The 24,657-nt window shown below is 65.5% G+C and carries 24 protein-coding genes; 13 read left to right on the top strand and 11 right to left on the bottom strand.

Annotated features, from left to right (window positions below; translation table 11 throughout):
- The first annotated feature begins 1 nt into the window (after position 1).
- The 9 genes from hisG (at position 2) to ACCQ07_RS09365 (ending at position 8,886) form a co-directional block, all read left to right on the top strand.
- The gene (gene hisG, locus ACCQ07_RS09325) at positions 2–916 is read left to right on the top strand and encodes an ATP phosphoribosyltransferase (RefSeq protein ID WP_014090044.1); all 915 of its coding nucleotides are present in this window, start codon (positions 2–4) and stop codon (positions 914–916) included.
- Positions 913–2,208 carry a histidinol dehydrogenase gene (hisD, locus tag ACCQ07_RS09330; protein WP_011347185.1) on the top strand — a complete coding sequence of 432 codons (1,296 nt, stop codon included), beginning with the start codon at positions 913–915 and terminating at the stop codon, positions 2,206–2,208. The genes hisG and hisD overlap by 4 nt, the downstream gene beginning before the upstream one ends.
- Complete coding sequence (hisC, locus tag ACCQ07_RS09335; RefSeq protein WP_071117285.1) at positions 2,205–3,296, top strand: histidinol-phosphate transaminase; 1,092 nt, start codon at positions 2,205–2,207, stop codon at positions 3,294–3,296. The genes hisD and hisC overlap by 4 nt, the downstream gene beginning before the upstream one ends.
- On the top strand, positions 3,293–4,420 hold the full coding sequence (gene hisB / locus ACCQ07_RS09340; RefSeq protein WP_372165734.1) for a bifunctional histidinol-phosphatase/imidazoleglycerol-phosphate dehydratase HisB: 1,128 nt from the start codon (positions 3,293–3,295) through the stop codon (positions 4,418–4,420). The genes hisC and hisB overlap by 4 nt, the downstream gene beginning before the upstream one ends.
- Positions 4,417–5,019, top strand: coding sequence for an imidazole glycerol phosphate synthase subunit HisH (gene hisH / locus ACCQ07_RS09345; protein WP_011347188.1), 603 nt, complete (start codon positions 4,417–4,419; stop codon positions 5,017–5,019). The genes hisB and hisH overlap by 4 nt, the downstream gene beginning before the upstream one ends.
- The gene (hisA, locus tag ACCQ07_RS09350; RefSeq protein WP_071117286.1) at positions 5,016–5,750 is read left to right on the top strand and encodes a 1-(5-phosphoribosyl)-5-[(5-phosphoribosylamino)methylideneamino]imidazole-4-carboxamide isomerase; all 735 of its coding nucleotides are present in this window, start codon (positions 5,016–5,018) and stop codon (positions 5,748–5,750) included. Before hisH ends, hisA begins: the two co-directional genes overlap by 4 nt.
- Entirely contained in the window at positions 5,744–6,520 is a 777-nt protein-coding gene (gene hisF / locus ACCQ07_RS09355; RefSeq protein WP_008571446.1) for an imidazole glycerol phosphate synthase subunit HisF, read from the top strand. The genes hisA and hisF overlap by 7 nt, the downstream gene beginning before the upstream one ends.
- Positions 6,510–7,130, top strand: a complete 621-nt coding sequence (gene hisIE, locus ACCQ07_RS09360; protein ID WP_008571447.1) for a bifunctional phosphoribosyl-AMP cyclohydrolase/phosphoribosyl-ATP diphosphatase HisIE — start codon at positions 6,510–6,512, stop codon at positions 7,128–7,130. Before hisF ends, hisIE begins: the two co-directional genes overlap by 11 nt.
- 169 nt (positions 7,131–7,299) lie before the next feature.
- On the top strand, positions 7,300–8,886 hold the full coding sequence (locus ACCQ07_RS09365) for a calcineurin-like phosphoesterase C-terminal domain-containing protein (protein WP_057680760.1): 1,587 nt from the start codon (positions 7,300–7,302) through the stop codon (positions 8,884–8,886).
- Between the two features lie 462 nt (positions 8,887–9,348).
- Here ACCQ07_RS09365 and ACCQ07_RS09370 read toward each other — a convergent pair whose 3' ends face one another.
- From ACCQ07_RS09370 to ACCQ07_RS09395, 6 genes are all read right to left on the bottom strand, one after another.
- Positions 9,349–10,425 (bottom strand): C13 family peptidase, encoded by a 1,077-nt coding sequence (locus tag ACCQ07_RS09370; protein WP_218532372.1) that lies wholly within the window; start codon positions 10,423–10,425, stop codon positions 9,349–9,351.
- A gap of 184 nt (positions 10,426–10,609) precedes the next feature.
- A complete protein-coding gene (gene mtnC / locus ACCQ07_RS09375; protein ID WP_008571450.1) occupies positions 10,610–11,308 on the bottom strand; it encodes an acireductone synthase in 699 nt (232 codons plus the stop codon).
- 2 nt (positions 11,309–11,310) lie between these two features.
- The gene (locus ACCQ07_RS09380) at positions 11,311–11,877 is read right to left on the bottom strand and encodes a 1,2-dihydroxy-3-keto-5-methylthiopentene dioxygenase (protein ID WP_008571451.1); all 567 of its coding nucleotides are present in this window, start codon (positions 11,875–11,877) and stop codon (positions 11,311–11,313) included.
- A gap of 35 nt (positions 11,878–11,912) precedes the next feature.
- Positions 11,913–12,566, bottom strand: a complete 654-nt coding sequence (locus ACCQ07_RS09385) for a methylthioribulose 1-phosphate dehydratase (protein WP_008571454.1) — start codon at positions 12,564–12,566, stop codon at positions 11,913–11,915.
- An 89-nt stretch (positions 12,567–12,655) separates the two neighbouring features.
- On the bottom strand, positions 12,656–14,086 hold the full coding sequence (locus ACCQ07_RS09390; protein WP_008571455.1) for an amino acid permease: 1,431 nt from the start codon (positions 14,084–14,086) through the stop codon (positions 12,656–12,658).
- Between the two features lie 76 nt (positions 14,087–14,162).
- On the bottom strand, positions 14,163–15,635 hold the full coding sequence (locus ACCQ07_RS09395; protein ID WP_372165735.1) for an amino acid permease: 1,473 nt from the start codon (positions 15,633–15,635) through the stop codon (positions 14,163–14,165).
- 143 nt (positions 15,636–15,778) lie between these two features.
- Here ACCQ07_RS09395 and ACCQ07_RS09400 point away from each other — a divergent pair, with 143 nt between their 5' ends.
- On the top strand, positions 15,779–16,369 hold the full coding sequence (locus ACCQ07_RS09400) for an NUDIX hydrolase (protein WP_277572066.1): 591 nt from the start codon (positions 15,779–15,781) through the stop codon (positions 16,367–16,369).
- 149 nt (positions 16,370–16,518) lie between these two features.
- Here the strand turns inward: ACCQ07_RS09400 and serA are convergent, their stop codons facing one another.
- Entirely contained in the window at positions 16,519–17,760 is a 1,242-nt protein-coding gene (gene serA, locus ACCQ07_RS09405; RefSeq protein WP_014090052.1) for a phosphoglycerate dehydrogenase, read from the bottom strand.
- A gap of 208 nt (positions 17,761–17,968) precedes the next feature.
- Between serA and ACCQ07_RS09410 the strand changes: the two genes are divergently transcribed.
- The 3 genes from ACCQ07_RS09410 to ACCQ07_RS09420 are packed head-to-tail and all read left to right on the top strand — an operon-like array spanning position 17,969 to position 21,577.
- Positions 17,969–19,387, top strand: coding sequence for a D-2-hydroxyglutarate dehydrogenase (locus ACCQ07_RS09410; protein WP_372364008.1), 1,419 nt, complete (start codon positions 17,969–17,971; stop codon positions 19,385–19,387).
- 34 nt (positions 19,388–19,421) lie between these two features.
- Positions 19,422–19,721, top strand: a complete 300-nt coding sequence (locus tag ACCQ07_RS09415; RefSeq protein ID WP_008571460.1) for a DUF2388 domain-containing protein — start codon at positions 19,422–19,424, stop codon at positions 19,719–19,721.
- Entirely contained in the window at positions 19,718–21,577 is a 1,860-nt protein-coding gene (locus tag ACCQ07_RS09420) for a DUF7844 domain-containing protein (RefSeq protein ID WP_372165737.1), read from the top strand. Before ACCQ07_RS09415 ends, ACCQ07_RS09420 begins: the two co-directional genes overlap by 4 nt.
- Positions 21,578–21,797: 220 nt before the next feature.
- On the opposite strand, the gene ACCQ07_RS09425 is transcribed toward ACCQ07_RS09420, so the two are convergent.
- From ACCQ07_RS09425 to ACCQ07_RS09440, 4 genes are all read right to left on the bottom strand, one after another.
- The gene (locus tag ACCQ07_RS09425) at positions 21,798–22,184 is read right to left on the bottom strand and encodes a hypothetical protein (protein ID WP_014090056.1); all 387 of its coding nucleotides are present in this window, start codon (positions 22,182–22,184) and stop codon (positions 21,798–21,800) included.
- Entirely contained in the window at positions 22,184–22,750 is a 567-nt protein-coding gene (yeiP, locus tag ACCQ07_RS09430) for an elongation factor P-like protein YeiP (RefSeq protein ID WP_008571463.1), read from the bottom strand. The genes ACCQ07_RS09425 and yeiP overlap by 1 nt, the downstream gene beginning before the upstream one ends.
- Before the next feature lie 100 nt (positions 22,751–22,850).
- Positions 22,851–23,621, bottom strand: a complete 771-nt coding sequence (locus ACCQ07_RS09435) for an SDR family NAD(P)-dependent oxidoreductase (RefSeq protein ID WP_218561188.1) — start codon at positions 23,619–23,621, stop codon at positions 22,851–22,853.
- Positions 23,622–23,758: 137 nt separating this feature from the next.
- Positions 23,759–24,655 carry a hydroxymethylglutaryl-CoA lyase gene (locus ACCQ07_RS09440; RefSeq protein WP_029819283.1) on the bottom strand — a complete coding sequence of 299 codons (897 nt, stop codon included), beginning with the start codon at positions 24,653–24,655 and terminating at the stop codon, positions 23,759–23,761.
- Between the last annotated feature and the right edge of the window lie 2 nt (positions 24,656–24,657).

Here is a 24,657-nt window from a genome sequence, read left to right on the forward strand (position 1 = left end):
GATGAGTGCTTCCACGGCAGCGCCGGCACGTGACCGGCTGCGTATCGCCATCCAGAAGAGCGGCCGCCTGGCCGAGCCGGCGCGCAGCCTGCTGGCTGCCTGCGGGCTGAGCTGGCGGCAGAGCCGCGACAAGCTGTTCTGCTACGGCGAATCGTTGCCGGTGGACCTGCTGCTGGTGCGCGACGACGACATCCCCGGCCTGATCGCCGATGGCGTCTGCGATCTGGGCATCGTCGGCCAGAACGAACTGGAAGAGCAGGCCGCCGAGCGTCGCCGCAACGGCTTGCCGGCCGCCTATCACGCGGTGCGTGGGGTTGGCTTCGGCCAGTGCCGCCTGATGCTCGCCGTGCCGGAAGAATGGGACTGGCACGGCGTGGCGCAACTGGCGGGCAAGCGTATCGCCACCAGCTACCCGGCGATCCTGGCCGATTGGCTGGAGCGGCAGGGCATCGACGCGACGGTGGTGGAGTTGTCCGGTTCGGTGGAAATCGCACCGCGCCTGGGCACTGCCGATCTGATCTGCGATCTGGTCTCCAGCGGCGCCACCCTGGCCGCCAACCAGCTCAAGCCGGTCGAGCTGGTGATGGAAAGCGAAGCGGTGCTGGCCGGCGCAGTGCGCGAGCCGGCCGATGCGCGCGCCGGCCTGCTGGCAATGCTGCTGCGGCGCATGGACGGCGTACTCAAATTGCGCGACAGCAAGCTGCTGATGTTCCGCGCCGAGCAGACCAATGTCGATGCGCTGCGCCGCCTGCTGCCTGACGCCGACCCGCTGGTGCAGTTGCCCGACGATGGCAACGGCGCGCTGCGCTTGCAGACCATGTGCCATGGCGCGGTGACCTGGCAGCGCCTGGAAGAACTCGAACGCGCAGGTGCGCAAGGCTTGATGGTGTTGACGGTGGAGCGCTCGCTGGCATGAAGATTCTCGATTGGTCCCAACTCGACGGTGCCGCGCGAACCGATGCACTGACTCGCCCGGTACAGACCGTGGCCACGCAGACGCGCGACGCAGTGGCTGCATTGATTGCCGATGTGCGTGCACGCGGCGATGCCGCCTTGCGCGAGATCACCGCGCGTTTCGATGGCGTATCGCTGGAGAGCTTCGCCGTGAGCGAAGCCGACTTCGCTGCCGCCGAAGCGGCCGTGGCGCCGGAGCTGCGCCAGGCCATGCAAGATGCGGTCGCACGCATCGACGCCTTCCACCGCGCCGGCATGAGCGAGGGCTATGCGGTGGAAACCGCGCCCGGCGTGGTGTGCGAAAAGATCGTGCGGCCGATCGGACGTGTGGGTCTGTACGTGCCGGCAGGCAGCGCGCCGTTGCCATCGACCGCCTTGATGCTGGGTGTGCCGGCGCGTCTGGCCGGATGCCGCGAGGTGGTGTTGTGCACGCCGCCGCGCAAGGACGGCAGCGTGGACCCGGCGGTGCTGGTGGCCGCGCAACTCACCGGCGTGCGCCGCGTGTTCAAGCTCGGTGGCGCGCAGGCGATCGCGGCGATGGCGTATGGCACCGAGTCGGTACCCAGTTGCGACAAGCTGTTCGGCCCGGGCAATAGCTATGTCACCGAAGCCAAGCAGCAGGTGGCCCAGTCCGGGGCGGCGGCGATCGACATGCCGGCCGGCCCCTCGGAGGTCTTGGTGATCGCCGATGCGGGCGCGCAGCCGGCCTTCGTGGCTGCTGATCTGTTGTCGCAGGCCGAACACGGGCCCGATTCGCAGGTGCTGTTGCTGTCCGACAGCGACGGGTTGATCGATGCGGTGCAAGTACAGCTGGAAGTTCAGCTTGCGCAACTGTCGCGTGCCGACATCGCGCGCCAGGCGCTGGCGCAATCGCGGATGATCAAGGTGCAGGCGCTGGATGAGGCGTTTGCGATCAGTAATCGCTATGCGCCGGAGCACCTGATTCTTGCGCTGCGCGAACCGCGCGCGTGGCTGGCGCAAGTCGAAGCGGCCGGTTCGGTGTTTCTTGGCGATTACACGCCCGAAGCGCTTGGCGACTACTGCAGCGGCACCAATCATGTGCTGCCGACCAGCGGTGCGGCGCGCGCCTACAGCGGCGTGAGTGTGGCCAGCTTCCAGAATATGGTCAGCGTGCAGGCAGCCAGCAAGGCCGGCATCGACGGCATCGGTCAATGCGCATTGATCCTCGCCCGCGCCGAGGGGCTGGATGCGCATGCCAACGCGGTGGCGCTGCGCATGGGAGTGGCGGCATGAGCGCGTCGTCGATTCTGGATCTGGTACGCGAAGATCTGCGTGCATTTGCGGGCTATTCGTCGGCGCGCACCAGTGCGTTGCAGGGCGATGTGTGGCTCAACGCCAACGAGTCCGCGTGGGCGAATCCCGCCGATGCCGACGCCAGCACGCGGCGCTATCCCGACCCGCAACCCCAGGGCCTGCGCAGCGCGCTTGCGGCGCTGTACGGTTGCGCGCCGGAGCAGCTGTTGATCGGCCGCGGCAGCGACGAGGCGATCGATCTGCTGGTACGCGGCCTGTGCGTGCCAGGGCGCGATGCAGTGCTGGTGACGCCGCCGGTATTCGGCATGTACGCGGTGTGCGCGCGGTTGCAGAACGCACCGTTGGTGGACGTGCCGCTGGTCGATGGGCCAGATGGTTTCCGTGCAGATATCCCTGCAATAGTGGCGAGGGCATTGGCCTCGAACGCCAAGCTGGTGTTTCTGTGTTCGCCATCCAATCCCGCTGGTTCGGCCATTGCGCTAGACCAGATCGAACAAGCGCTGCAGGCCTTGCAAGGCAAGGCGCTGGTGGTGGTGGACGAGGCCTATGGCGAATTTTCCGATGTGCCTTCGGCGGTCGGTCTGCTCGGGCGTTACGACAATCTCGCGGTGTTGCGTACGCTTTCCAAGGCGCATGCGCTGGCGGCGGCGCGTATCGGCACACTGATCGCCAATGCCGAGTTGATTGCCCTGCTGCGCCGCTGCCAAGCGCCGTACCCGGTGCCCACACCATGTGCAGCCATGGCCGAGCAGGCCTTGTCTGCGCCGGCGCTGGAGGTGACCCGCCGGCGTATCGCCGAGGTGCGCAGTGAGCGCGAGCGCGTGCACGAGGCGCTCGCGCAGCTGGCCGGTGTGCGGCAGGTCTATCCCTCGCAAGGCAACTTCCTGTTGGTGCGTTTCGATGATGCCGAGGCGGCGTTCCAGGCGTTGCTCGATGCCGGTGTGGTGGTGCGCGATCAACGCGCAGTGCCGCGCCTGGCCGACGCGCTGCGCATCACGCTGGGCACGCACGAACAGAACCAACGCGTGCTGAGCGCGCTGCAACGCACGCAGGAGGCCGCCGCATGACCCCGATTCTTTTTGTCGACCGCGACGGCACGCTGATCACCGAGCCGGCCGACTACCAGATCGACGCGTACGAGAAACTGCGCTTTGTCGATCACGTGATTCCGGCGATGCTCAAGCTGCGCGATGCCGGCTATCAGTTCGTCATTGTCAGCAACCAGGATGGGCTGGGCAGCGAGAGCTACCCACGCGCGTCCTTCGACGGCCCGAACAACCTGATGCTGCAGATCTTCGCCAGCCAGGGCATCGAATTCCGCGACGTGCTGATCGATTGCAGCTGGCCTGCCGACAATGCGCCCACGCGCAAGCCCGGTATCGGCCTGATGGTGCCGTATCTGCAGGACCGCAGCATCGATTGGGCACGCTCGGCGATGGTGGGCGACCGCATCACCGACATCCAGTTCGCGCACAACCTCAACATTCGCGGGTTTCAGCTGCGCACCGACGAGTTCGGCGGCGAGTGGGACTGGCCCGGCATCGCCCATGAACTGGCCGACGCACCGCGTCGCGCGACGGTTCAGCGCAACACCAAGGAAACCAGGATTCGCGTCGAACTGGATCTGGATCGCGTGGCCGAACCGAAGACCGCCACCGGTCTGCCGTTCTTCGACCACATGCTGGAACAAATCGGCAAGCACGGCGGTTTTGCGCTGGAGATCCGCGCCGAAGGCGATCTGCATATCGATGAGCACCACACCATCGAAGACACCGGCCTTGCGCTGGGTCAGGCGCTACGTGAAGCGCTGGGCGACAAGCGTGGCATCGGCCGCTATGGCTTCGATCAGGAAAGCAGCCCCTGGCGCGTCGCCGGCGACAAGGCGCAGCATGGCTTCACGTTGCCGATGGACGAAACCATCGCAAGCGCGGCGCTGGATTTCAGCGGCCGGCCGTATTTCGTTTTCGACGGCGAGTTCAAGCGCGAGCGCGTCGGCGACATGCCGACCGAGCTGGTGCCGCATTTTTTCCGCTCGATCTGCGATGCGTCCGGCTTGAATCTGCATCTGACCGTACGCGGTGAGAACGATCACCACAAGGTGGAAGCCTGCTTCAAGGCCCTGGCGCGTGCATTACGCCAGGCGATCCGCCGCGAAGGCACCGCGTTGCCGACCACCAAGGGTGCGCTATGACCGATGTTGCGTTGATCGATGCCGGTGGCGCCAACCTGGGCTCGGTACGCTATGCATTGGAGCGCTTGGGCGTGGACGCACGCGTGGTGCGCGATGCGGCAGGTCTGCACGGCGCACAGCGCGTGATCCTGCCCGGCGTCGGTGCTGCGCCAGAAGCGATGTCGCGTCTGCGCACGCAGGGCTTGGTCGAGCCGTTGCGCGCGCTGCAGGTGCCGTTGATCGGTATCTGCCTGGGGATGCAACTGCTGTTCGAACATTCCGAAGAAGGCGATGTCGAGTGCCTGGGCCTGCTGCCGGGCATCGTACGGCATATGACGCCGGCACTCGGTATCCGTGTGCCGCACATGGGCTGGAACCAGCTGGTGCCGATGCGCGAATCCGCGTTGCTGGCCGGTCTGCCCGAGCGCGCCAGTGCGTATTTCGTGCATGGTTACGCTGCGCCGGTGACCGCCGACACCGTGGCCGCCTGCGATCACGGCGGGTTGTTCACCGCCGTCGTGCAGAACGGGCTGCGCTGTGGCGCGCAATTTCACCCTGAGCGTTCGGCCGACACCGGTGCACGCATCCTGCGCAATTTTCTTGAGATGAGCTTCCCATGAGTTTCACCGTTTACCCGGCGCTGGATATCCGCAACGGCCGCGTGGTGCGCCTGCTGCAAGGCGATTACGCGCGCGAGACGCAGTACGGCGACGACGTGCTGCCGCGTGCGCAGGCGTTCGCCGATGCCGGTGCGCAGTGGATGCATCTGGTCGATCTGGATGCGGCCAAGGCGGGCGGCTACACCTTGGCCGGCACGCTCGGCGAGATCGCGCATGCCACCGGCTTGCGCGTGCAGACCGGCGGCGGTGTGCGCTCGCGCGAGGATGTGGCGCGCATCCTCGATGCCGGCGCCGCACGCGTGGTGATCGGCTCGTTGGCAGTGCGCAATAGCCAGATGGTGGTTGGCTGGCTGCAGGAATTCGGTGCCGACCGCCTGACCATTGCACTGGACACGCGCCAGGATGCCAATGGCATCTGGCAGTTGCCGGTGCACGGCTGGACCGAAACTGCAGACGCTACGCTGGATCAATTGGCCGTGCGCTACGCGCAGGCCGGGCTGCAGCATCTACTGTGCACCGACATCGCGCGCGACGGCATGCTGTCCGGTCCCAACATGGCGCTGTATGCGCATCTGCGCGCGCTGACGCCGCAGTTGCAGGTGCAGGTCTCCGGTGGCGCGCGCAATCTTGCCGATGTCGCCGCGGCCAAGGCCGCAGGCTGCGCCGGCATCGTGCTCGGCAAGGCGCTGCTCGAAGGGCATCTGGATCTCGAAGAGGCACTGGCATGCTGAGCCGTCGCATCATTCCGTGCCTGGACGTGCGCGATGGCCGCGTGGTCAAGGGCGTCAAGTTCCGCGACCACATCGACATGGGCGACATTGTCGAGCTGGCCTTGCGCTACCGTGCGCAGGGCGCCGACGAACTGGTGTTCTACGACATCGGTGCCAGCCCGGAAGGGCGTTCGGTCGACTACACCTGGGTCGAGCGAGTGGCACGGCTGATCGATATTCCGTTCTGCGTGGCCGGAGGTATCGGCGATGTGGAAACGGCCCGAGCGGTATTGCATGCCGGCGCCGACAAGATTTCCATCAACTCGCCCGCGTTAGGCCGCCCGCAATTGATTTCCGAACTGGCCGATGCCTTTGGCGTGCAATGTGTCGTGGTCGGCATCGATTCGATTCGTGAGGAAGATGGTCAATGGCGCGTGCGCCGCTACACCGGCGACCCGAGCAAGACCCAGGCGTTGCCGATGCGTACGCTGGACTGGGTGGCCGAAGCGCAGCGGCTCGGCGCGGGCGAGATCGTGCTCAATTGCATGGATAACGACGGCGTGCGCCGCGGATACGATATCGCCCAACTGCGCCAGGTGCGTGCGTTGTGCCGGGTGCCTCTGATCGCTTCCGGCGGTGCAGGCGAGATGCAGCACTTTGCCGACGTCTTCGACCAGGCCGATGTGGATGGCGCACTGGCCGCCAGCGTGTTTCACAGCGGCGCGATTCCGATCCCGGAACTCAAGCGATTCTTGCGCGCGCAACAGATCGAGGTACGCGATGGGCAGTGACGAAGTGGCGACGGGCGACGCGCTCGCAAGCCTGGATTGGAGCAAGGGCGATGGCCTGTTGCCGGTAATCGTGCAGGACGCCGACACCCTGCGCGTGCTGATGCTGGGCTACATGAATGCCGAAGCGTTGGCCGTCACCCGGCAGCGCGGTGACGTCACGTTCTTCAGCCGCAGCAAGCAGCGCTTGTGGACCAAGGGCGAAAGTTCGGGAAACGTGTTGCGCGTGGTGTCGATCCAGACCGACTGCGACGCCGACACATTGCTGGTGCAGGCGCGCCCGCATGGCCCGACCTGTCACCTGGGCCGCACCAGCTGTTTCCCGTCTGCGCCCGGGCAGTTCCTGGGTAGCCTGGATGCCCTGGTGGCCGAGCGCGAGCGCGAGCGGCCGCACGGTAGCTACACCACCAAGCTGTTCGAACAAGGCATCCGCCGCATCGCGCAGAAGGTGGGCGAGGAGGGCGTGGAAACCGCGCTGGCCGGCGTGGTGCAGGACGATGACGCGTTGCTCGGCGAATCGGCCGATCTGCTCTACCACCTGATCGTGCTGCTGCGCGCACGTGGGCTGGGCCTTGGCGATGCAGTGGCGTTGCTGGAGTCGCGGCATCAATAACGTAGCCGCGTAGCAGCGCACCCGGGCGCGATTGGCGTCCTTGGTAACGCCCCGACGCGCCCCGGTGCGCTCCTACGGATATGCGGTCATGCCTTCCAACCCGCGTACTCGCGCTGTGCGCCTCGCGATGGCATGTACAATTTCCGCGGATCTTCGCGCGGGAAAACGCATGCATCGTCGTTTCGCTTTGTTGGCACTGGGCTTGCTCGCGGGAAGCGCATACGCGCGCGACACCGCGGTCGATGGCATCGTCTACGAAGAACGCGACGGGCGCGCCGGCCGCAGCGCCGATGAGCCGGGGGTGGCCGATGTGGCGGTTTCCAATGGCGAGCAGATCGTGCGTACCGATGCGCGGGGCCGCTACCGCCTGCCGGTACGCGACGGGCAGACGGTATTCGTGATCAAGCCCGGCGACCGCCGCTTTTTGCCCGCCGCCGATGGCCTGCCTGCATTCTGGCGCCACTACGCACCGCGTGGCTCGGCCAAGCATCAATACGGCGGTGTCGCCGCGACCGGCCGCAACACGCACAACTGGGATTTCGCGCTGACGCCACGCGCAGACACCGCGGCCGATGGCTTCCAGATGCTGGTGTTTGCCGACAGCCAGACCGCCAGCCTTGCCGACGTTGGCTACTACCAGCGCGACATCGTGGAACCGATCATCGGCAAGACCACCGCCAGGCTGGGCACCACACTGGGGGACATCGTCAGCGACGATCTGAGCTTGTATCCGGCCTTGAACAAGGTCACCACGCAGCTGGGCGTGCCGTGGTTCCATGTGCCGGGCAACCACGATCTCAACCTGGACGCGCACGACGATGCGCAGTCGCTCGACAGCTGGCACGCAGTCTACGGCCCGGACACCTATGCGGTGGAAGAAGCCAATGCCAGCTTCGTGTTCCTGGACGATGTGATCTATACGCCCGGCGGCAGGCAGGCCTACATCGGTGGCCTGCGCGACGATCAATTCGCGTTCCTGCAGAATTACCTGGCGCAGCTGCCACGCGACCGACTATTGGTGCTGGGCATGCATATCCACCTGTTCGATGCAGTGCCGGGGCAGGAAACCTTCCGGCATGCCGATCGCCGCCGCCTGTTCGCATTGCTGAAAGAGTTTCCGCATGTGTTGGTGCTCAGTGGTCATAGCCACACCCAGCGCCAGGTGGATCACGGTGCCGACGAGGGCTGGCAGGGTGCACGACCGCTGCACGAATACAACGTGGGTGCGGCCTGCGGTGCGTTCTGGTCGGGTGCCAAGGATGCCGACGGCATTCCCGATGCGACGATGAGCGATGGCACTCCCAATGGCTATGCGGTGCTGCAGGTTGCGCCCAGCGGCAGCTACACGCTGGCTTATCACGCTGCGCGCGCGGCCGACGATGCGCAATTGCTGCTGCACGCGCCCAAGGTACTGCGCAAGGGCGCGTATGCGGCGTGGGGCGTCTACGCCAATGTTTTCATGGGCCAGGACGACACCGTGGTCGAGATGCGCATCGATAACGGCCCATGGCAGCCGATGAAGCGGGTAGAGCGTGGCGATCCGCGTGTGCTGGCAGAGAATGTGCGTGATGATGCGGCCGACGCGTTGCGCGGTTACGACCGCTCGCCGGAGGCCACGCCGTCTACGCATCTCTGGCGCGGTGCATTGCCGACCACCCTGGCGGTGGGCGAACACACCGTCCAGGTGCGCGCAAACCTACCCACCGGGCAGTACAACGCCAGCACCGTGTACCGCCTGCAAACTGCTGAGCCCTGAGGCGGTTAACGATGTCGGTCGTCCAACGCCGCCCTTCTCGCACCGGGAGAGGGGGCCCCAAAGGGATGGCTGAGTGTGCACACAGTGCCTGACATCGCCCAATACTGGGGTTGGGGTATCTCGCGCCAAGAAAATCTAGATCGCACCAAGCGATTGCGCGTGACGTTGTGTAGCGGCTCTTGAGCAACGATACGGAACCATGTCGTCGTGATCCCGGCACGGGCAAAAGCGCGGCTGCGATAGCGCGACGTTGAAGCATGTGTCAGCTGCGCCGCAGTCTCCTGATCGCCACAAACACAAACGCCTCCACAAGGGAGGCGTTTTGGGATCCGGGCTGGCAGGCGTTGGCGCGCTGGCGAAGATCGGTGCTGGCTGACGGTGGCTGGCTGGCTGGCCGGGCGAGTGTAGCGAGGCCCGGTTGGTGCTGACGAAATGAGAATTAGTCTCAGCACCCGCTCTGGGTTATCGATTGGATGCTGCAGGTGCAGCTGGGAGCGTGCTTGAGGGCTTTGCGGTTGCCGGGGTATTCGAACGCGGCACGTCGCTCACCGGCGCAGCGTCCGCTGAGTCGGTTGAATCCACGCCCTGGTCCGACGCGGCATCCATCTCCACCGGCGGATACGGATACGCCACCGCCGGCCCCAGATGCACGCCCGCACGCCAACGCGCCAGCACCGGCGCGATGCGCTTGCCCAGCGATTGCTGCGGCAACGAGGGGAGCTCGCCTTCCTGCTTCTCGCGTGCGGTGAGGGCGGCCTTGGCAATGTCGAATGCGGCCAAAGGGTCGTCGCTCTGGTTCATCGCATCGATCAACCATGCCTGCCCGAAATAGGTGGCGTTGGAGGTATTGCCGCAGCCGAACGAGGGCCGGTCGGCACGTGCAGCGGTGAGGATCAGCGTTTGCGGCGAACGCAGTGCGGGAATGAAACCTCCCGAATAGCAGGCCGACAGCACGATGATGCGATTGTCGATGCCGGCATCGTCCAGCGCCTGGCGCAGATCCTGCGGGCTGATGAAATCCTCTTCCTTGTCGTCGACCTGCACGTACAGGCTGTGGTCTTCGGTACCGTGGGTGGTGACGAACAGCAACAGCGCGTCTTCCTTGCGATCCATGCGCTTGCCGATCGCGGCCAGCGTGTCGTAGAGATTGTCGTAGGTTGCCAGCGGAGCGTATGGATGCTCGCCCAGATTGTCCGGGTTGTTGACCAGCGTGACCACGCGCCCGCGCGCATCGAAGCGTTGCTCGAACAGCTGTTTGAGGTAGAGCGTCTCGTTGCGGAAGACATCGTCGCTGGCATCGCCGGCAAAACCGACCACGTACAGATCGGTGACGCCGGGGCGCTGCGGTTGCAACGCTTTCAATGCGTGCGCCAGAGCGGCCTGATCGACCGGATCGCCTGCATCGTGGCTCTCGGCAGGCTGGGCCTGCAGCGCAGCACCAGCGTCCGGATGGCAGCCGGCCATCAACGCCACCACGACGATCAGCGTGGAAAGTCGTCGCCATACTGCATGTGGTGCGAAAGGGGAAGGCAGCGACATGGCGCGCGCAGAAGTCCAGGAAAGACGGGTGGGGTGGCCGAGCGCGGTGCCCGCAGTGCAGGCCATTATCCCGTCAGATAGCTGCATGCGGCGCGTCGCAGCCGGAGCATATCAGCGGCCTGCGCGGCGCCAACCACCGATTGCGCTCAAACGGCAACGAGCGCAATCGGCTTGCAGATCGTGCTTACAGCACCAACTGGCTAAAACTCTCCACGCGCTGGTGACTGCCGACATCGTCGGCCGAACGCGGCGTGGGATAGTCCTCCCGGCGGTCCAGTAGCGCGGTGCGCATGCCGGCACGCTTGGCGGCATCGAGCTCTTCGATCACATCCGACAGGAACAGGATCTCCGGTCCCGGCACGCCAATGCGCTCGGCGATGCGGCGATAGCTGGCGCTTTCGCGCTTGGGGCCGACTTCGGTGTCGAACCAGTCGGTGATCAGTCCGCTCAGGTCGCCCGCGTCGCTGTGCGCGAAGAACAGTTTCTGCGCCGGCACCGAGCCGGACGAATACACATACAGCGGAATGCCCGCTGCGTGCCAGGCTTTCAACTGGATCGCCGCATCGGCGTAGATATGTGCAGTGAAGTCGGCCGTCTTGTAGCCGTCGCCCCAGATCAGGCCCTGCAAGGCCTTGAGCGCGGTGTGCTTGCGGTCCTCGTCGATCCAGGTCTGCAGCGTGGTGATCAACACCTCGTCCGGCACGTCCTCGCCGATTTCATCGGCCACCTGGTTGAGCCAATGGCGCACCTGCGGATGATTGCCGTGTTCGCGCACGTAGGCCGGCATGGCGCGGCGCGCATACGGGAACAAGACGTCCTTGACGAACGAAATGCTGCTGGTCGTACCTTCGATATCGGTGAGGATCGCTTGCGGTCGTGTCATCGTCAGCTGGCCTTGTGAGGTTTCTCGGGGGCGTAGCGGGGGAATTGTTTGGCGATTTCGGTGCCGGTGAAATGTCCGACCCAGCCGTCCGGCTCGGTGAAGAAGCGGATCGCCACAAAGTGCGGCTCCGGCCCCATGTCGAACCAGTGCAGGGTGCCGTCAGGCACGGCAATCAGGTCGTCCTTGACGCATTCGATCTCATAAACCTTGGCATCGACGTGCAGCGTGAACAGGCCTGAGCCGGCGACGAAGAACCGTACCTCGTCTTCCTTGTGGAAGTGCTCGTCCAGAAACTTGGCGCGCATTTCTTCGCGCTTGGGGTTGTCCGGCGCGATGCTGACCACGTCCACGGTCTTGAAGCCGCGCTCGGCGCTGATGCGATCGATATCGGCACGGTAGGCGTCCATCACCTGCTCGGGCGTGGCGCCCGGTTCGACCGGCGCGCTGGCATGCCAGCGTTCGAAGGTCACGCCAATCTTCTGCAACTGAGCGGCGATCGCATCGCCGTCGCGGCTATCGAACTCGGGAGTGGCGGGATTGGTGTCGGCAAAGATACGCAGTCGGCTCATGGCGGTCTGGCTCACGAATGGGGGACGGACAATACTCAGCGCGTGCCGCGCAGTTTCAGCAGTTCGAGTTCGCAATGCAGCAGGAATTCGAACGCTTCCAGGTGACGACGTGCCTCGGCCATGTTGCGGCCCCAGGCATACAGGCCGTGTCCTTCGATGAGATACCCCCACATGCCCTGTTTGTCCAGCAAGGCATCGACCTGCGCGGCCAGCACCTGCATGTCCTGGGTATTGGCGAACACCGGCACTTCCACTGCGGTTTCGTGGGTGGTGTTGCCATCGAAGGCCTTGAGCAATTCGTAGCCTTCGAGCCGAATCACACCGCTGCCTGCATACAGGCGGGAGGCAATCGTCTGCACCGGCGAGTGCGTATGCAGCACGCAACCGATCTCCGGGAACCGGCGATACAGCTGGGTGTGCAGCAGGGTTTCGGCAGACGGGCGCAACGGGCGGCCGACGGCCAGGCCATCGAAGTCCACCACCATGATGTCTTCTTCGACCAGGCGACCCTTGTCGCGGCCGGAGACGGTGATGGCCGCGTGCTGTTCGTCCAGACGGTGGGAGAAATTGCTGCTGGTCGCAGGCGTCCAGCCGGCATGGGCCAGCTCGCGAATATTGGCGATCAGCAGGTGCGCCAGCTCGTGCAGACGCGTGGTGCTGTAGGGCAGAGGGGCAGTGGTCGCATTCATGGACCTATTCTACTGCGCCCCCGGTGCATGGGCAGGTGCAGCGCAGCAGGCATCGTCCTGCCGCGCCAGACGCCCGATCATGCGCGGGCTCAGCGGCCGTCGCGCAGACGGCTGTGGCGATACCCGTAGCCGAAGTAGATCACCAGCCCAACCAGCGTCCACAGGCCCATCAGCATCCAGTTGTGCAGCGTCATCGCCGACAGCAGCGCAAGGCAGCTCAACACGCCGGCGCTGCAGATCAGCCAGGCGGCCGGCATGCGGAACGGACGCGGCAGTTCCGGGTGCGTGCGACGCAGGATCAGCACGCCGGCGCAGACCGCCGCGAAAGCGATCAGCGTGCCCATCGACGTCAATTCGCCCAGCACATCCAGCGGGAACACCGCTGCCAGCAGCGCGATGCCGACACCAGTGATGACGGTATTGACATGCGGGGTGCGGTACTTGGGGTGGATACGGGTGAAGATCGAGGGCAGCAGGCCATCGCGCGCAATGATCATGAAGATGCGCGGCTGCCCGATGATCATCACCAGCACCACCGATGACAGCCCGATCAACGCGCCCACTTCCACGACCACGCGCAACCAGGCCAGCTGCGGATGCGCCGCCACCGCGGTCACCACCGGCTCGTCGGTGCCGAGCAGGGTGTACGGCACCAAGCCGGTCATGACCGCCGCCATCGCGATGTAGAGCACGGTGCAGATCACCAGCGACAGGATCATGCCGATCGGCAGGTCGCGTTGCGGGCGATGCGATTCCTGCGCCGCCACCGACACCGCTTCGAAGCCGATATAGGCGAAGAACACCATCGCTGCGCCGCGCAGCACGCCTTCCATGCCGTACTTGCCCGGGCCTTCGTTGGCCGGGATGAACGGCTGCCAGTTGGAGGTGTCCACGTATTTCCAGCCCACCGCGATCACCAGCAGGATCAAGCCCGTCTTGAGGATCACCATGGCCATGTTCATTGCCGACGACTTGCGGATGCCGACATAGCACAGCCAGGTCAGCAGCAGCACGATCCCGGCCGCCGGCAGGTTGGCGATCGCCCCGGTGGGTTGCAATTTGCCATCCAGCGGCGCGCTGACGAATGCGGCCGGCAGGTGGATGTCGAAATGCTCGAGCAGGCTCAAGAAGTAGCCGGTCCAGCTGACCGCCACTGCCGAGGCGGACACGCCGTATTCCAGCACCAGCATCCAGCCGATGAACCACGCGGCCAGCTCGCCGAAGGTGGCGTAGGTGTAGGTGTAGGCGCTGCCGGAGACCGGCACCATCGCAGCGAATTCGGCGTAGGCCATCGCACAGAACGCACAGCACACCGCTGCGAGCACGAACGAGAGCATGATCGCCGGGCCGGCATGGTCGGCCGCCGCCTGGCCGGTGATGACGAAGATGCCGCCGCCGATCACCGCGCCGATTCCCAGGGCGGTCAGCCCCCAGGGGCCAAGCGCGCGTTGCAGGCCCAGCCCGTCGGCCGCCTCATGGCTGGCGTGCGGGTGTTTGGTGGCCCAAAGTTGTTTGAACATGAAGCGGTTCCGGCTTGGCGCTACGCGCGGTCATTGAACAAGAAGACCGGCGTCGCGCGCCGGTCTTGAGAGAAGCTTAGGCCCGTTTCGCGAGGCGACTGTGGTGGATGCCGTAGCCGAAGTAGATCGCCAGGCCAATCACGGTCCAGCCCACGAACACCTTCCAGTGTTCCTGGAAGGCCTGGAAGAACAGGAACAGACAGGCCAACGCGCCCAGGGGGCAGATCACCATCGCCAGCGGCACCCGGAACGGGCGCGGCAGGTCGGGCTTGGTGAAGCGCAGCACCAGCACGCCGGCGCAGACCGTGGCGAAGGCGAGCAGGGTACCCATCGAGACGAGTTCGCCCAGCACGTTCAACGGGATCACCCCGGCCAGCAGCGCGGCGACCACGCCCACGAACAGCGTGCCGACGTAAGGCGTGCGGAATTTCGGGTGCACCTTGCCGAACAGCTTGGGCATCAGCCCATCCTTGGCCATGGTGTAGAAGATGCGCGGCTGCGCCATCAGCATCACCAGCACCACCGACGACAAGCCGGCAATGGCACCGATTTCCACCGCGGTCTTGAGCCAGGTCAGTTGCGGGTGGGCTTCCAGCGCGGTGGCCACCGGCTTGGCGGTGCCGAGCTGGGTATAGGGCAGCAGGCCGGTCAGCACCGCGCAGACGATGATGTAGATGACGGTGCAGATGGCCAACGACACCAGGATGCCGATCGGCATGTTCTTCTGCGGATCCTTGGTTTCGCCGGCCGAGGTGGAAACCGCGTCGAAGCCGATGTAGGAGAAGAACACGATGGACGCGGCGCGAAATACCCCGTCCCAGCCGAACTGGCCAGGGCCGGTGTTTTCCGGGATGAAGGGGTGCCAGTTCGCCGGGTCGATATAGGAAATGCCAAAGCCCACGAACAGGCAGATCACCACGACCTTGATCGCCACCACGATTGCGTTGGCGAACGCCGACTGGGTGACGCCGACGTAGCACAGGATGCTCACCGCCGCGACGATCAGCACGGCCGGCAGGTTGACCAGATTCCCGGAGCTGACAAAGCCGTGGCCGTTCCAGGCCAGCGGCGCACCCGCCAACTCTGCGGGGAACGGCAACCCCAGGGTGCCGGTGATGAAGCTGATCAGGTAGGCAGACCAGCCGACGGCAACGCTGGACCCGGCGAACAGGTATTCCAGCACCAGACACCAGCCGATGAACCAGGCGATGCCTTCGCCGAGCGTGGCGTATGAATACGAATAGGCGCTGCCGGAGACCGGCATCATCGCGGCGAATTCGGCGTAGCACAGGCCGGCGAAGGCGCAGGCGATACCGGCGAACACGAACGACAGCATCACCGCCGGGCCGGCGTGATTGGCCGCGGCCTGGCCGGTCAGCACGAAGATGCCGGCGCCGATCACCGCGCCGATACCGAGCATGATCAGGTGCTTGGCTGTGAGGGTCCGCTGCAGCGTCGCTTCGCCTTGCAGGCTGCCTTCGACCGGTTCGCCTGCATCGACGTGGCCAGCGGGCTCGATCGGTTTGACCCTCAACAGAGACTTCAGCATTCGGTACATCCCTAAGTGGCAAAGCTTGAAGGCGCGGGCGCCCGGACGAATTGGTGCGCCGCATCCCGGTGGGACAGGCAAGCGGCCTACCTTGCCAAAGCTACACGCTCACGACAAGCGCGTACGCAGCATGAATGGCGATAATGGCCGCCTGGCCCGCACCGGGCGACCGAGAACGACAGATGGTGGTTGCAACCCTGCAGCAGCAATTGGCGGCGTACCGCCTGCGTTGGCCGGAGGAGGCCGCGCTGGCCGAGCAGTTCGTGCAATTGCTGGACGATGCCACCGATCCGTTCGTGCGCGAGCGTGTCGAAGGTCATTTCACTGGCTCGGCGTGGGTGGTTAGCGCCGACGGCACACGCACCTTGCTGACCCATCACCGCAAGCTGCAGCGTTGGCTGCAGCTGGGCGGGCACGCCGATGGCGACCGCGATCTGGCGCAGGTGGCATTACGTGAAGCGGAGGAGGAATCCGGACTCGTCGGCTTGCGGCTGGCCGACGGAGAGTTGTTCGACCTGGACCGTCACTGGATTCCGGCGCGCGGCGACGTGGCCGGGCATTGGCACTTCGATGCGCGCTACGTGGTGCTGGCCGGTGCGGACGAGGCGTTCAAGGTCAGCGAAGAATCGCTGGCGCTGGCCTGGCGCCCGATCGCCGAGCTGCTTGCCGAGCCCGAGCTCGATCCATCGCTGCGGCGGATGGCGGAAAAGTGGCTGGAGAGCCGGGAGTGGTGATTCGGGATTCGGGATTGGCAGAAGCGGTGGGCCGGCGCCGATCCATTTAGCGGGCCATGTCTGCTTCCCACAGCGTGGTTGGACCGATGAACCCACCGGTTGCGGCGAACCGCTGTTACCAATCCCGAATCCCGATTCCCAAATCCCGCTCAATACAGGACCCGCGTCCGCAAGGTGCCGGTGATCTGTCCCAGCTCGTCCTTCAGCACGCCGGCAAGCTCCTCGCTGGCGCTGACATCGATGACCACATAGCCCACCTTGGGGTCGGTGCGCAGGAACTGGCCGTCGATGTTGACGTTATGGCGCGAGAACAATTCGTTGATCTGCGACAGCACGCCCGGCACGTTGCGATGGATATGCAGCAACCGTAGGCTTTCGGCGTGCTCGGGCAGGGTGACCTCCGGGAAGTTCACCGCCGACAAGGTGCTGCCGTTGTCGCTATAGCGCACCAGCTTGGCGGCGACCTCGATCCCGATGTTGTCCTGCGCCTCCAGCGTGCTGCCGCCCACGTGCGGGGTCAGGATCACATTGTCGTGCGCAGTGAGCGGCGATTCGAACGCGTCGCCATTGCCCTTGGGCTCGATCGGAAAGACATCCACCGCCGCGCCGCCGATCTGGCCGGAGGTGAGCGCCGCATCCAGCGCGTCGATGTCGATGACGGTGCCGCGCGAGGCGTTGATCAGGTGCGCGCCAGGCTTCATGCGGGCGATTTCGGCTGCGCCGATCATGTCCTTGGTCGACGGGGTTTCCGGCACGTGCAAGGTGACCACGTCCGAGCGCGCCAGCAGCTCGTCCAGGTCGATGGCCGCGCGTGCGTTGCCCAACGACAGCTTGGTTTCGATATCGTGGAAGATCACCTGCATGCCCAACGCTTCGGCCAGCACGCCGACCTGGGTGCCGATATGCCCGTAGCCGACGATGCCCAGCACCTTGCCGCGCGTTTCGTGGCTGCCGGCGGCCGACTTGGACCAGCCGCCGCGATGGCATTGCGCGTTCTTCTGCGGAATGCCACGCAGCAACAGGATCGCTTCGGCGATGACCAGTTCGGCCACGCTGCGGGTATTGGAGTAGGGCGCGTTGAACACCGGGATGCCGGCCAGCTCGGCCGCGTCCAGGTCCACCTGGTTGGTACCGATGCAGAAGCAGCCGACTGCGATCAGGCGCTTGGCATGCGCCAGCACCTCGGCGCTCAGCTGCGTGCGCGAGCGGATACCGACGATATGCGCGTCGGCGATGCGGGCGATCAACTCGTCTTCCGGCAGCGATTTGGCGTGCAGTTCGATCTGCGAGTAGCCGGCGGCGCGGAACACGTCCACGGCGGTCGGGCTGATGCCTTCCAGCAACAGCACGCGGATGTCCTGCTTGGGAAACGAGGTTTTCTTCGGCGACATGGGGGAACGCAATGCAGCAATCGGGCCGGCAACTATGCCAGATGGGGTGCGCGATTGGGTGGCCGCGATGCGCTGTTCGCACCGGCGAAGCCCTTGCGGCGCAACGGTTTCAGCTGAATCCAACGCTGCGTCGGCCGTGAGTGCGCCGGCTGGACGAGGCAGGCCGGCGCTGGCACGCTGTGCGGTTCCTACCGCAGCGCCGCGTGCCATGACCGATCCCCACATCCTTTCGTTGCAACAGGCCGTGCCTACGTTGCGTGTGAAGACCGACCCGGCCGACCTGGAGCATTACGGGCGCGACTGGACACGCCGCTGGACGCCGAACCCACTCGCGATCGCCTTGCCGGGCTCGGTGGAGGAAGTGCAGGCGGTCGTGCGTTGGGCAAATGCGCAAGGCGTGGCGGTGGTGCCGTCGGGCGGGCGCACGGGCTTGTCCGGCGGCGCAGTGGCGGCCAACGGCGAATTGGTGTTGAGCCTGGAGCGTTTGAACAAACCGCTGGATTTCAACGCAGTGGATCGCACGCTCACCGTGCAGGCCGGCATGCCGCTGGAAGCGGTGCACAACGCCGCGCGCGAGCATGGGCTGGTGTACCCCGTAGATTTTGCGGCGCGCGGTTCGTGTTCGATCGGCGGCAATATCGCCACCAATGCCGGCGGCATCCGGGTGATCCGCTACGGCAATACGCGCGAATGGGTGGCCGGGTTGAAGGTGGTCACCGGTGGCGGCGAGTTGCTGGAACTCAACAACGCGCTGGTCAAAAATTCCAGCGGCTACGACTTCCGCCATCTGATGATCGGCTCCGAAGGCACGCTCGGCATCGTGGTCGAAGCCACGCTGCGGCTGACCGACCCGCCGCCGCCCAGCAACGTGATGTTGCTTGCGTTGCCCTCGTTCGAAGTGCTGATGCAGGTGTTTGCCGCGTTTCGCGCGCAGTTGCGCCTGGAGGCGTTCGAATTTTTCACCGATCGCGCGCTGGAACATGTGCTTGCGCATGGCGCGCAGGCGCCGTTTGCGCAGGTTTACCCGTACTACGTGGTCACCGAATTCGCCGCAGGCGATGAGGCGCAGGAGGCGGCTGCGATGGCGGCCTTCGAGACCTGCATGGAGCAGGGCTGGGTCAGCGACGGCGTGATCAGCCAGAGCGATGCGCAGGCGGCGCAACTGTGGCGCCTGCGCGAAGGCATCACCGAAGCGCTGGCGCGCTACACGCCGTACAAGAACGACGTGTCGGTGCGCATCTCGGCGATGCCGGCGTTCCTGGCCGAAACCCAGGCGTTGCTGCACGATGCGTATCCGCATTTCGATGTGGTGTGGTTCGGCCATATCGGCGATGGCAACCTGCACATCAACGTGCTCAAGCCCGATGGCACCAGCCAGGTCGATTTCGTTGCGGCCTGCGATCAGGTCACCAAGTTGCTGGCGCAGGCCCTGCAGCGTTTCGACGGCAGCATTTCCGCCGAACACGGCATCGGCCTGGTCAAGAAGGCCTATCTGTGGAGCACGCGCTCTGCCGAGGAAATCGCCCTCATGCGCGGCATCAAACATGTGCTCGATCCTCATCTTTTGCTGAATCCCGGCAAGCTGTTCGAGATGCATGACGCACCTGCCAACACGCCCGCCGGTTAGTCTTCCCGCACCTTCACACGGAATCGATCAGCCCATGATGCGCTCCCTCGTGTTCTGCGCTTTGACGCTGCTGCCGCTGGCAGCGTTCGCATCCAGCCTGGCCGGGACGTCGGCAGGTGCCTCGTCGGCTGGCTCGTCCAATTCGTCCGGCAGCAGCTCCGGCGACGACAAGGTGGTGGCCGACGCCCGCGAAGATGCGGCCGGTTTTGTTGCCAGCGATGGCGTCATCCGTGGTGCGCGTCTGGAAGCGGCGTTGCTGCAGTTGCGTAGCCGTAGCGACGCTGCGCGGCTGGCCAGCGACCTGGAGCTGGCGCAGTCCATTCTGGCCCGGTGAGTCTGCGCCGGCGGTGCGGCTGGCTGCTGCTGGCCGCCTTGGTCGCACCGCAGGCGCAGGCCGAATTGTTGGTCGAGGTGGTTCGCTCGGACTTGCCTGCGGCGGAGATCGAAGCAAGCAACGCGCTGGTGCAGTTGGTCGCACGGCGATTGCCGCAGGGCTGGACGCAGCGGATGGCCGCCCCGATCCAGCTGCAATGGCGCACCGATCTGCCGGCGCAGGTACACGGCCGTGCAATCGGCAATCGCATCCTGCTCGATCGCGCGCTGCTGCAGGCGTGGAGCGCGCAATCCGACGACGCACGTTCCGATCAAAACGCAGCTGCCACGCGCGCGGCGATGGCAGCGCTCATACACGAACTTGCGCATGTGTTCGATCGCGGCGCACGCAGCGCGTGGTCGCGCGATCGGCGCCTGCGCGACCTTGCCGGCTGGCAGGTGCGGCCGTGGCGGGTGGGGCGCAGCGAAAATCGGTTCAGCGACCGCAGCCCGGACGAATACGAACGCCGCAGCCCGGCCGAGTTCGTTGCGGTCAATTTCGAGCATTACGTGCTGGACGCCGACTACGCCTGCCGGCGCCCTGCGCTGGCGGCCTGGTTTGCGCAACGCATCGGTCCGCCGCAGGGTGTTACGCCCTGCGAGACCGCGCTGCCGTACCTGCAGGCCGACAACGACGCCGGTGCGATGTCGTTGCTGACGCTGGATCCGGCTCGCGTGTACGCGGTGGACTATCTGCTTGCCGAGGGTAACGAGCAGCCGATGAGCCGCTGGGGCCATAGCATGTTGCGCCTGGTGATCTGCGCACCCGGCCGTGCGCCGGGCCCCGCATGCCGGTTGGATCTGCAATACCACCGCGTGCTGTCGTTCCGCGCGTTCGTGGGCGATGTGCAGATTTCCAGCTGGCGCGGGCTCACGGGTTCGTACCCGTCGCGGCTGTTCGTGCTGCCGTTGAACCAGGTCGTGGACGAATACACCAAGGTGGAATTGCGCGCCCTGTCGTCGGTGCCGCTGGCCCTGACGCCCGACGAGGTCGCGGCCCTGCTCGAGCGCGCCGCGCAGGTGCATTGGAGTTACGACGGGCGCTATTACTTCATCGGCAACAACTGCGCGGTGGAAACCTACAAGTTGCTGCATGACGGGGTGCCGCGTCTGGCTGCAGCGAACTTGTCCTCGATCACGCCGCGCGGTCTGCGGCAACGATTGCAGCGTGCCGGCATCGCCGATCTGCAGGTGCTGGACGACCCTGCACAAGCCATCCGCCAGGGCTATTACTTCGAATCGGCGGCAGCGCATTACCAGGCCATGTTCGACGTCCTTCGGCATGGCATCGCAGTGCCGCAAACAACCGTCGCGCAGTGGCTGGAGGCCGCGCCCGAGGTGCGGGCGCAATGGTTCGATCGCGGCGGTCTGCGCGAAACTGCAGCGGCATTGTTGCTGGAGCAGGCGGCCCTGCGTCGAGAGGAATTGCTGGCGCGCGATGCGCTCAAGCGCCTGTTGCAACCGGGCGTGGCCGCGCGCGAGGCGGTGCAGGGACAGCTGCAAGCGCTGTTCGCGCGCCAGGCGCAACTCAGTCATCCGGCGGTGCTGTTGGGCAGCGCGGGGTATGGCTTGCCACAAGCGGACGAGCAGCAACAGCTGAGCGCGCGCGTGGCGCAGGAAAGCGCGGTGTTGGTCGATGGCTGGAAACAGCTGCAGCTGGCTGGACGCCAGCAATTGCCAGCCAACGTGCGCAATGGACTGCAGCAGGGCGAAGCGAATGTGGAGCGTTTGCGCGCGCGCCTGCGCGTGCTTGCGCGCGGTGATGCCGCCGCCGACAAAGCGCACTCGGAGGTGCGCATCCCTATGCAGGTGCAATAGCAGGCGTGCCGGCCCCTCTCCCGCTGGGAGAGGGTTGGGGTGAGGGCAGGGGCAGCCCGGATTCTCCGAATTGCCTCGCCCTCATCGAGCGGGCGGCGCGCCACCCTCTCTTGGCGAGAACGGAACGGCTGCAGTCTTCAGCCGTGAGTTGTGGCGACGCTGCCACTAGCAGGAGTAATCCACCTCACTGGCACGCAGCTGTCAGATCAGCCGATGCATCTCAGCCGGCCGGTTGCAGATCCGCTTGCTTGGAATACTGGCGCAGCCATTGGCTGACATGCGCATCCTTGCGGTACTGCCGCATCAACTTGGCCAGGCGTTCCGGTGCCGGCGTGCAGAACTGTGCCACGGCCACTTCGATTTCGTGCCGGCGGTCGGCGTCATACGGCTCTTCGCCGGCGAAGTGCTCGCAGGTGTCGTAGTCGTCGACCAGTTTGCGCACATCCTCCGGCATGCCGCACAGGCCTGCCGGATGCTGCAGCCATTCGTCTTCCACCTTGGGATCGGTGCAGGCCACCGGCGCAGGCGTTGCGGTCTGCGTCGGTGTTTGTTGCACGCTGCAGGCCGCCAGCACACCCACGGCCACGACAACAGCAACGCGACGCATCAGTCGGCGCGACCGGCAAATTCGCCCGTGGTGGTGTTGACCAGCACGCGTTCGCCATTGGTGATGTACTCGGGCACCATGATTTCCATGCCGGTGTTGAGCTTGGCCGGCTTGGGCCGCTTGGTGGCGGTGCCGCCCTTCAATTCCGGCGGAGTCTCCACCACTTCCAGCGTCACCGTCTGCGGCAGTTGTACGGCCACCGGCTGGTCGTCGATCACTTGCACGTAGATGCCGGTCAGACCATCGGTGATGTAGCCGGCGTCGGTGCCGATCACGTCCGCATCCAGCGTGTACGGGGTGAAGTCTTCGTCGTCCATGAACACGAACGCTTCGCCATCCTTGTACGAGAACGTGGACTGCCGGCGCAGCAGCTCCACTTCCGGCAGGTTGTCGTCGGCATCGAAGCTGGCGTCGGTTTTCACCCCGCCCGGCACGCTGTACATGATGAAACGAAAGCGCACATTGCCGCCGCGGCCCTGCGGCGAGCTGCGTTCGATGTCGCGGATCTGGTAAATGCCGCCGTTGTATTCGACGACGTTGCCTTTCTTGATGTCGTTGGCTTTCATGGGAATCGGGAGTAGGGAATGGGAAATCGAAAAAGCCGGGGCCGGGGTGCTGAGAGCAGGGCGCCGTTACGATTCCCCATTCCCGATTCCCCAATCCCCGCTACTTGGGTACCAACCGCACGCCGCCGTCCAGGCGAATCACTTCGCCGTTGAGGTAGCGGTTGCGCAGGATGAAGGCGACGGTGTCGGCGTATTCGTCGGGCTGGCCCAGACGCGAGGGGAACGGGACGGAGGCGGCCAGCGATTGCTGCACGGCCTCGGGCATGCCGTCGACCATCGGGGTCCAGAACACGCCCGGCGCGATCGTCATCACGCGGATACCGAAGCGCGCCAGTTCGCGTGCCATCGGCAAGGTCATGCCGACCACGCCGCCTTTGCTTGCCGCATACGCTGCCTGGCCGATCTGGCCCTCGAATGCCGCCACCGAGGCGGTATTGACGATCACGCCGCGCTCGCCGTCATCGCCGGCGGTGTTGTGTTGCATGACATCGGCAGCGGCCTTGGCCACGTTGAAGCTGCCGACCAGATTCACCAGCACGGTGTTGCGGAAGGTGGCCAACGGCATCGGCGCTTCCTTGCCCAGCACGCGACCGGCGCCCAGGATGCCGGCGCAATTCACCACCAGGTTGAGCCCGCCCAGCGCCTGTGCAGCCTGCGCCACATTGGCGGCCACCTGCGCTTCGTCGGTGACATCGGTGGCGAAGTAATGCGCGTTGCCGGCACCGAGCAGCGCCAGCGCCGACTCGGCCCTGTCGGCGTTGACATCGAACAACGCGACCTTGCCGCCGTCGACCACCAGACGCTGTGCGACCGCCAGGCCGAGGCCGGAAACGCCGCCGGTGACGATGGCAAGAACAGAAGAGGGCTGCATGCGGTGGTTCCCTAAAATAGCGTTGGTGGCCGGTGTTGGCGGCAAACGAACGATCGGCGGAGCGGTCGGCAATTCTAGCCCAAGCCCCTGCGTGATCGCGGTGGTCGGTGATGCACGATTGCGCGGGCAGGAAAACCTCAGCCGGCGGCAGCCAACGCCTTGCCGACCTTGCTGCCGGTGTCGCGACCGAGCAGCTGCGCCAGCCAGCGGCCGGTGCGGGCCAGGGCAGGCAGGTCGATGCCGGTGGGCATGCCCAGCCCCTGCAAAAGGTACACCACGTCTTCGCTGGCGACGTTGCCGCTGGCGCCCCTGGCATACGGGCAGCCGCCCGCACCGGACACGGCCGCATCGATCACGCGTACGCCTTGCTCCAGGCATGCGGCGATATTGGCCAGCGCCTGCCCATAGGTATCGTGGAAATGCACCGCCAACGCCTGCATCGGCACCGCCTGCGCCACCGCGGCCAGCATCTGACGCGCCTTGACCGGCGTGCCTACGCCAATGGTGTCGCCCAGCGAGATTTCATAGCAGCCGAGTGCGTGCAGACGTTGCGCCACATCGACCACATCGGCCACCGGCACTTCGCCCTGGTACGGGCAGCCCAGCACGGTGGAGACGTAGCCGCGCACGCGCACACCATCGAGCGCGGCCTGCTGCAGGATCGGCCGAAAGCGTTCGATCGATTCGTCGATGCCGGCGTTGGTATTGGTGCGATTGAACGCCTCCGACGCCGCGGTGAAGACCGCCACTTCCTGCGCCCCGGCCGCGCGTGCGCGTTCGTAGCCCTGCAGGTTGGGCACCAGCACCGGATATGCGATGCCCGGCACCTGCACGATGCCGGCAAACACCTCGGCGGCGTCGGCCAGCTGCGGTACCCAGCGCGGGCTGACGAAGCTGGTTGCTTCAATCGTGCGCAGCCCGGTGGCCGAGAGTTGATCGATCAACGCGATCTTGTCGGCAGTGGCGATCGGCTGCGCTTCGTTTTGCAGGCCATCGCGTGGGCCAACTTCGACAATGCGGACGAAGTCGCTCATGC

The organism is Xanthomonas sp. NCPPB 3583, from assembly GCF_041475715.2.
GTDB lineage: Bacteria > Pseudomonadota > Gammaproteobacteria > Xanthomonadales > Xanthomonadaceae > Xanthomonas > Xanthomonas euvesicatoria.

What these genes read in the sequence shown, in the direction of transcription:
- serA (WP_014090052.1), bottom strand. Translation starts at nt 17,760, where the DNA reads ATGTCGCCGAAGAAAACCTCGTTTCCCAAGCAGGACATCCGCGTGCTG.
- yeiP (WP_008571463.1), bottom strand. Translation starts at nt 22,750, where the DNA reads ATGAAAGCCAACGACATCAAGAAAGGCAACGTCGTCGAATACAACGGC.
- hisG (WP_014090044.1), top strand. Translation starts at nt 2, where the DNA reads ATGAGTGCTTCCACGGCAGCGCCGGCACGTGACCGGCTGCGTATCGCC.
- ACCQ07_RS09410 (WP_372364008.1), top strand. Translation starts at nt 17,969, where the DNA reads ATGACCGATCCCCACATCCTTTCGTTGCAACAGGCCGTGCCTACGTTG.
- ACCQ07_RS09395 (WP_372165735.1), bottom strand. Translation starts at nt 15,635, where the DNA reads ATGCTGAAGTCTCTGTTGAGGGTCAAACCGATCGAGCCCGCTGGCCAC.
- ACCQ07_RS09435 (WP_218561188.1), bottom strand. Translation starts at nt 23,621, where the DNA reads ATGCAGCCCTCTTCTGTTCTTGCCATCGTCACCGGCGGCGTTTCCGGC.
- mtnC (WP_008571450.1), bottom strand. Translation starts at nt 11,308, where the DNA reads ATGACACGACCGCAAGCGATCCTCACCGATATCGAAGGTACGACCAGC.
- ACCQ07_RS09370 (WP_218532372.1), bottom strand. Translation starts at nt 10,425, where the DNA reads ATGTCGCTGCCTTCCCCTTTCGCACCACATGCAGTATGGCGACGACTT.
- hisIE (WP_008571447.1), top strand. Translation starts at nt 6,510, where the DNA reads ATGGGCAGTGACGAAGTGGCGACGGGCGACGCGCTCGCAAGCCTGGAT.
- hisD (WP_011347185.1), top strand. Translation starts at nt 913, where the DNA reads ATGAAGATTCTCGATTGGTCCCAACTCGACGGTGCCGCGCGAACCGAT.
- ACCQ07_RS09415 (WP_008571460.1), top strand. Translation starts at nt 19,422, where the DNA reads ATGATGCGCTCCCTCGTGTTCTGCGCTTTGACGCTGCTGCCGCTGGCA.
- ACCQ07_RS09380 (WP_008571451.1), bottom strand. Translation starts at nt 11,877, where the DNA reads ATGAGCCGACTGCGTATCTTTGCCGACACCAATCCCGCCACTCCCGAG.
- hisA (WP_071117286.1), top strand. Translation starts at nt 5,016, where the DNA reads ATGAGTTTCACCGTTTACCCGGCGCTGGATATCCGCAACGGCCGCGTG.
- hisF (WP_008571446.1), top strand. Translation starts at nt 5,744, where the DNA reads ATGCTGAGCCGTCGCATCATTCCGTGCCTGGACGTGCGCGATGGCCGC.
- ACCQ07_RS09425 (WP_014090056.1), bottom strand. Translation starts at nt 22,184, where the DNA reads ATGCGTCGCGTTGCTGTTGTCGTGGCCGTGGGTGTGCTGGCGGCCTGC.
- hisB (WP_372165734.1), top strand. Translation starts at nt 3,293, where the DNA reads ATGACCCCGATTCTTTTTGTCGACCGCGACGGCACGCTGATCACCGAG.
- ACCQ07_RS09385 (WP_008571454.1), bottom strand. Translation starts at nt 12,566, where the DNA reads ATGAATGCGACCACTGCCCCTCTGCCCTACAGCACCACGCGTCTGCAC.
- hisH (WP_011347188.1), top strand. Translation starts at nt 4,417, where the DNA reads ATGACCGATGTTGCGTTGATCGATGCCGGTGGCGCCAACCTGGGCTCG.
- hisC (WP_071117285.1), top strand. Translation starts at nt 2,205, where the DNA reads ATGAGCGCGTCGTCGATTCTGGATCTGGTACGCGAAGATCTGCGTGCA.
- ACCQ07_RS09400 (WP_277572066.1), top strand. Translation starts at nt 15,779, where the DNA reads ATGGCCGCCTGGCCCGCACCGGGCGACCGAGAACGACAGATGGTGGTT.
- ACCQ07_RS09365 (WP_057680760.1), top strand. Translation starts at nt 7,300, where the DNA reads ATGCATCGTCGTTTCGCTTTGTTGGCACTGGGCTTGCTCGCGGGAAGC.
- ACCQ07_RS09390 (WP_008571455.1), bottom strand. Translation starts at nt 14,086, where the DNA reads ATGTTCAAACAACTTTGGGCCACCAAACACCCGCACGCCAGCCATGAG.
- ACCQ07_RS09440 (WP_029819283.1), bottom strand. Translation starts at nt 24,655, where the DNA reads ATGAGCGACTTCGTCCGCATTGTCGAAGTTGGCCCACGCGATGGCCTG.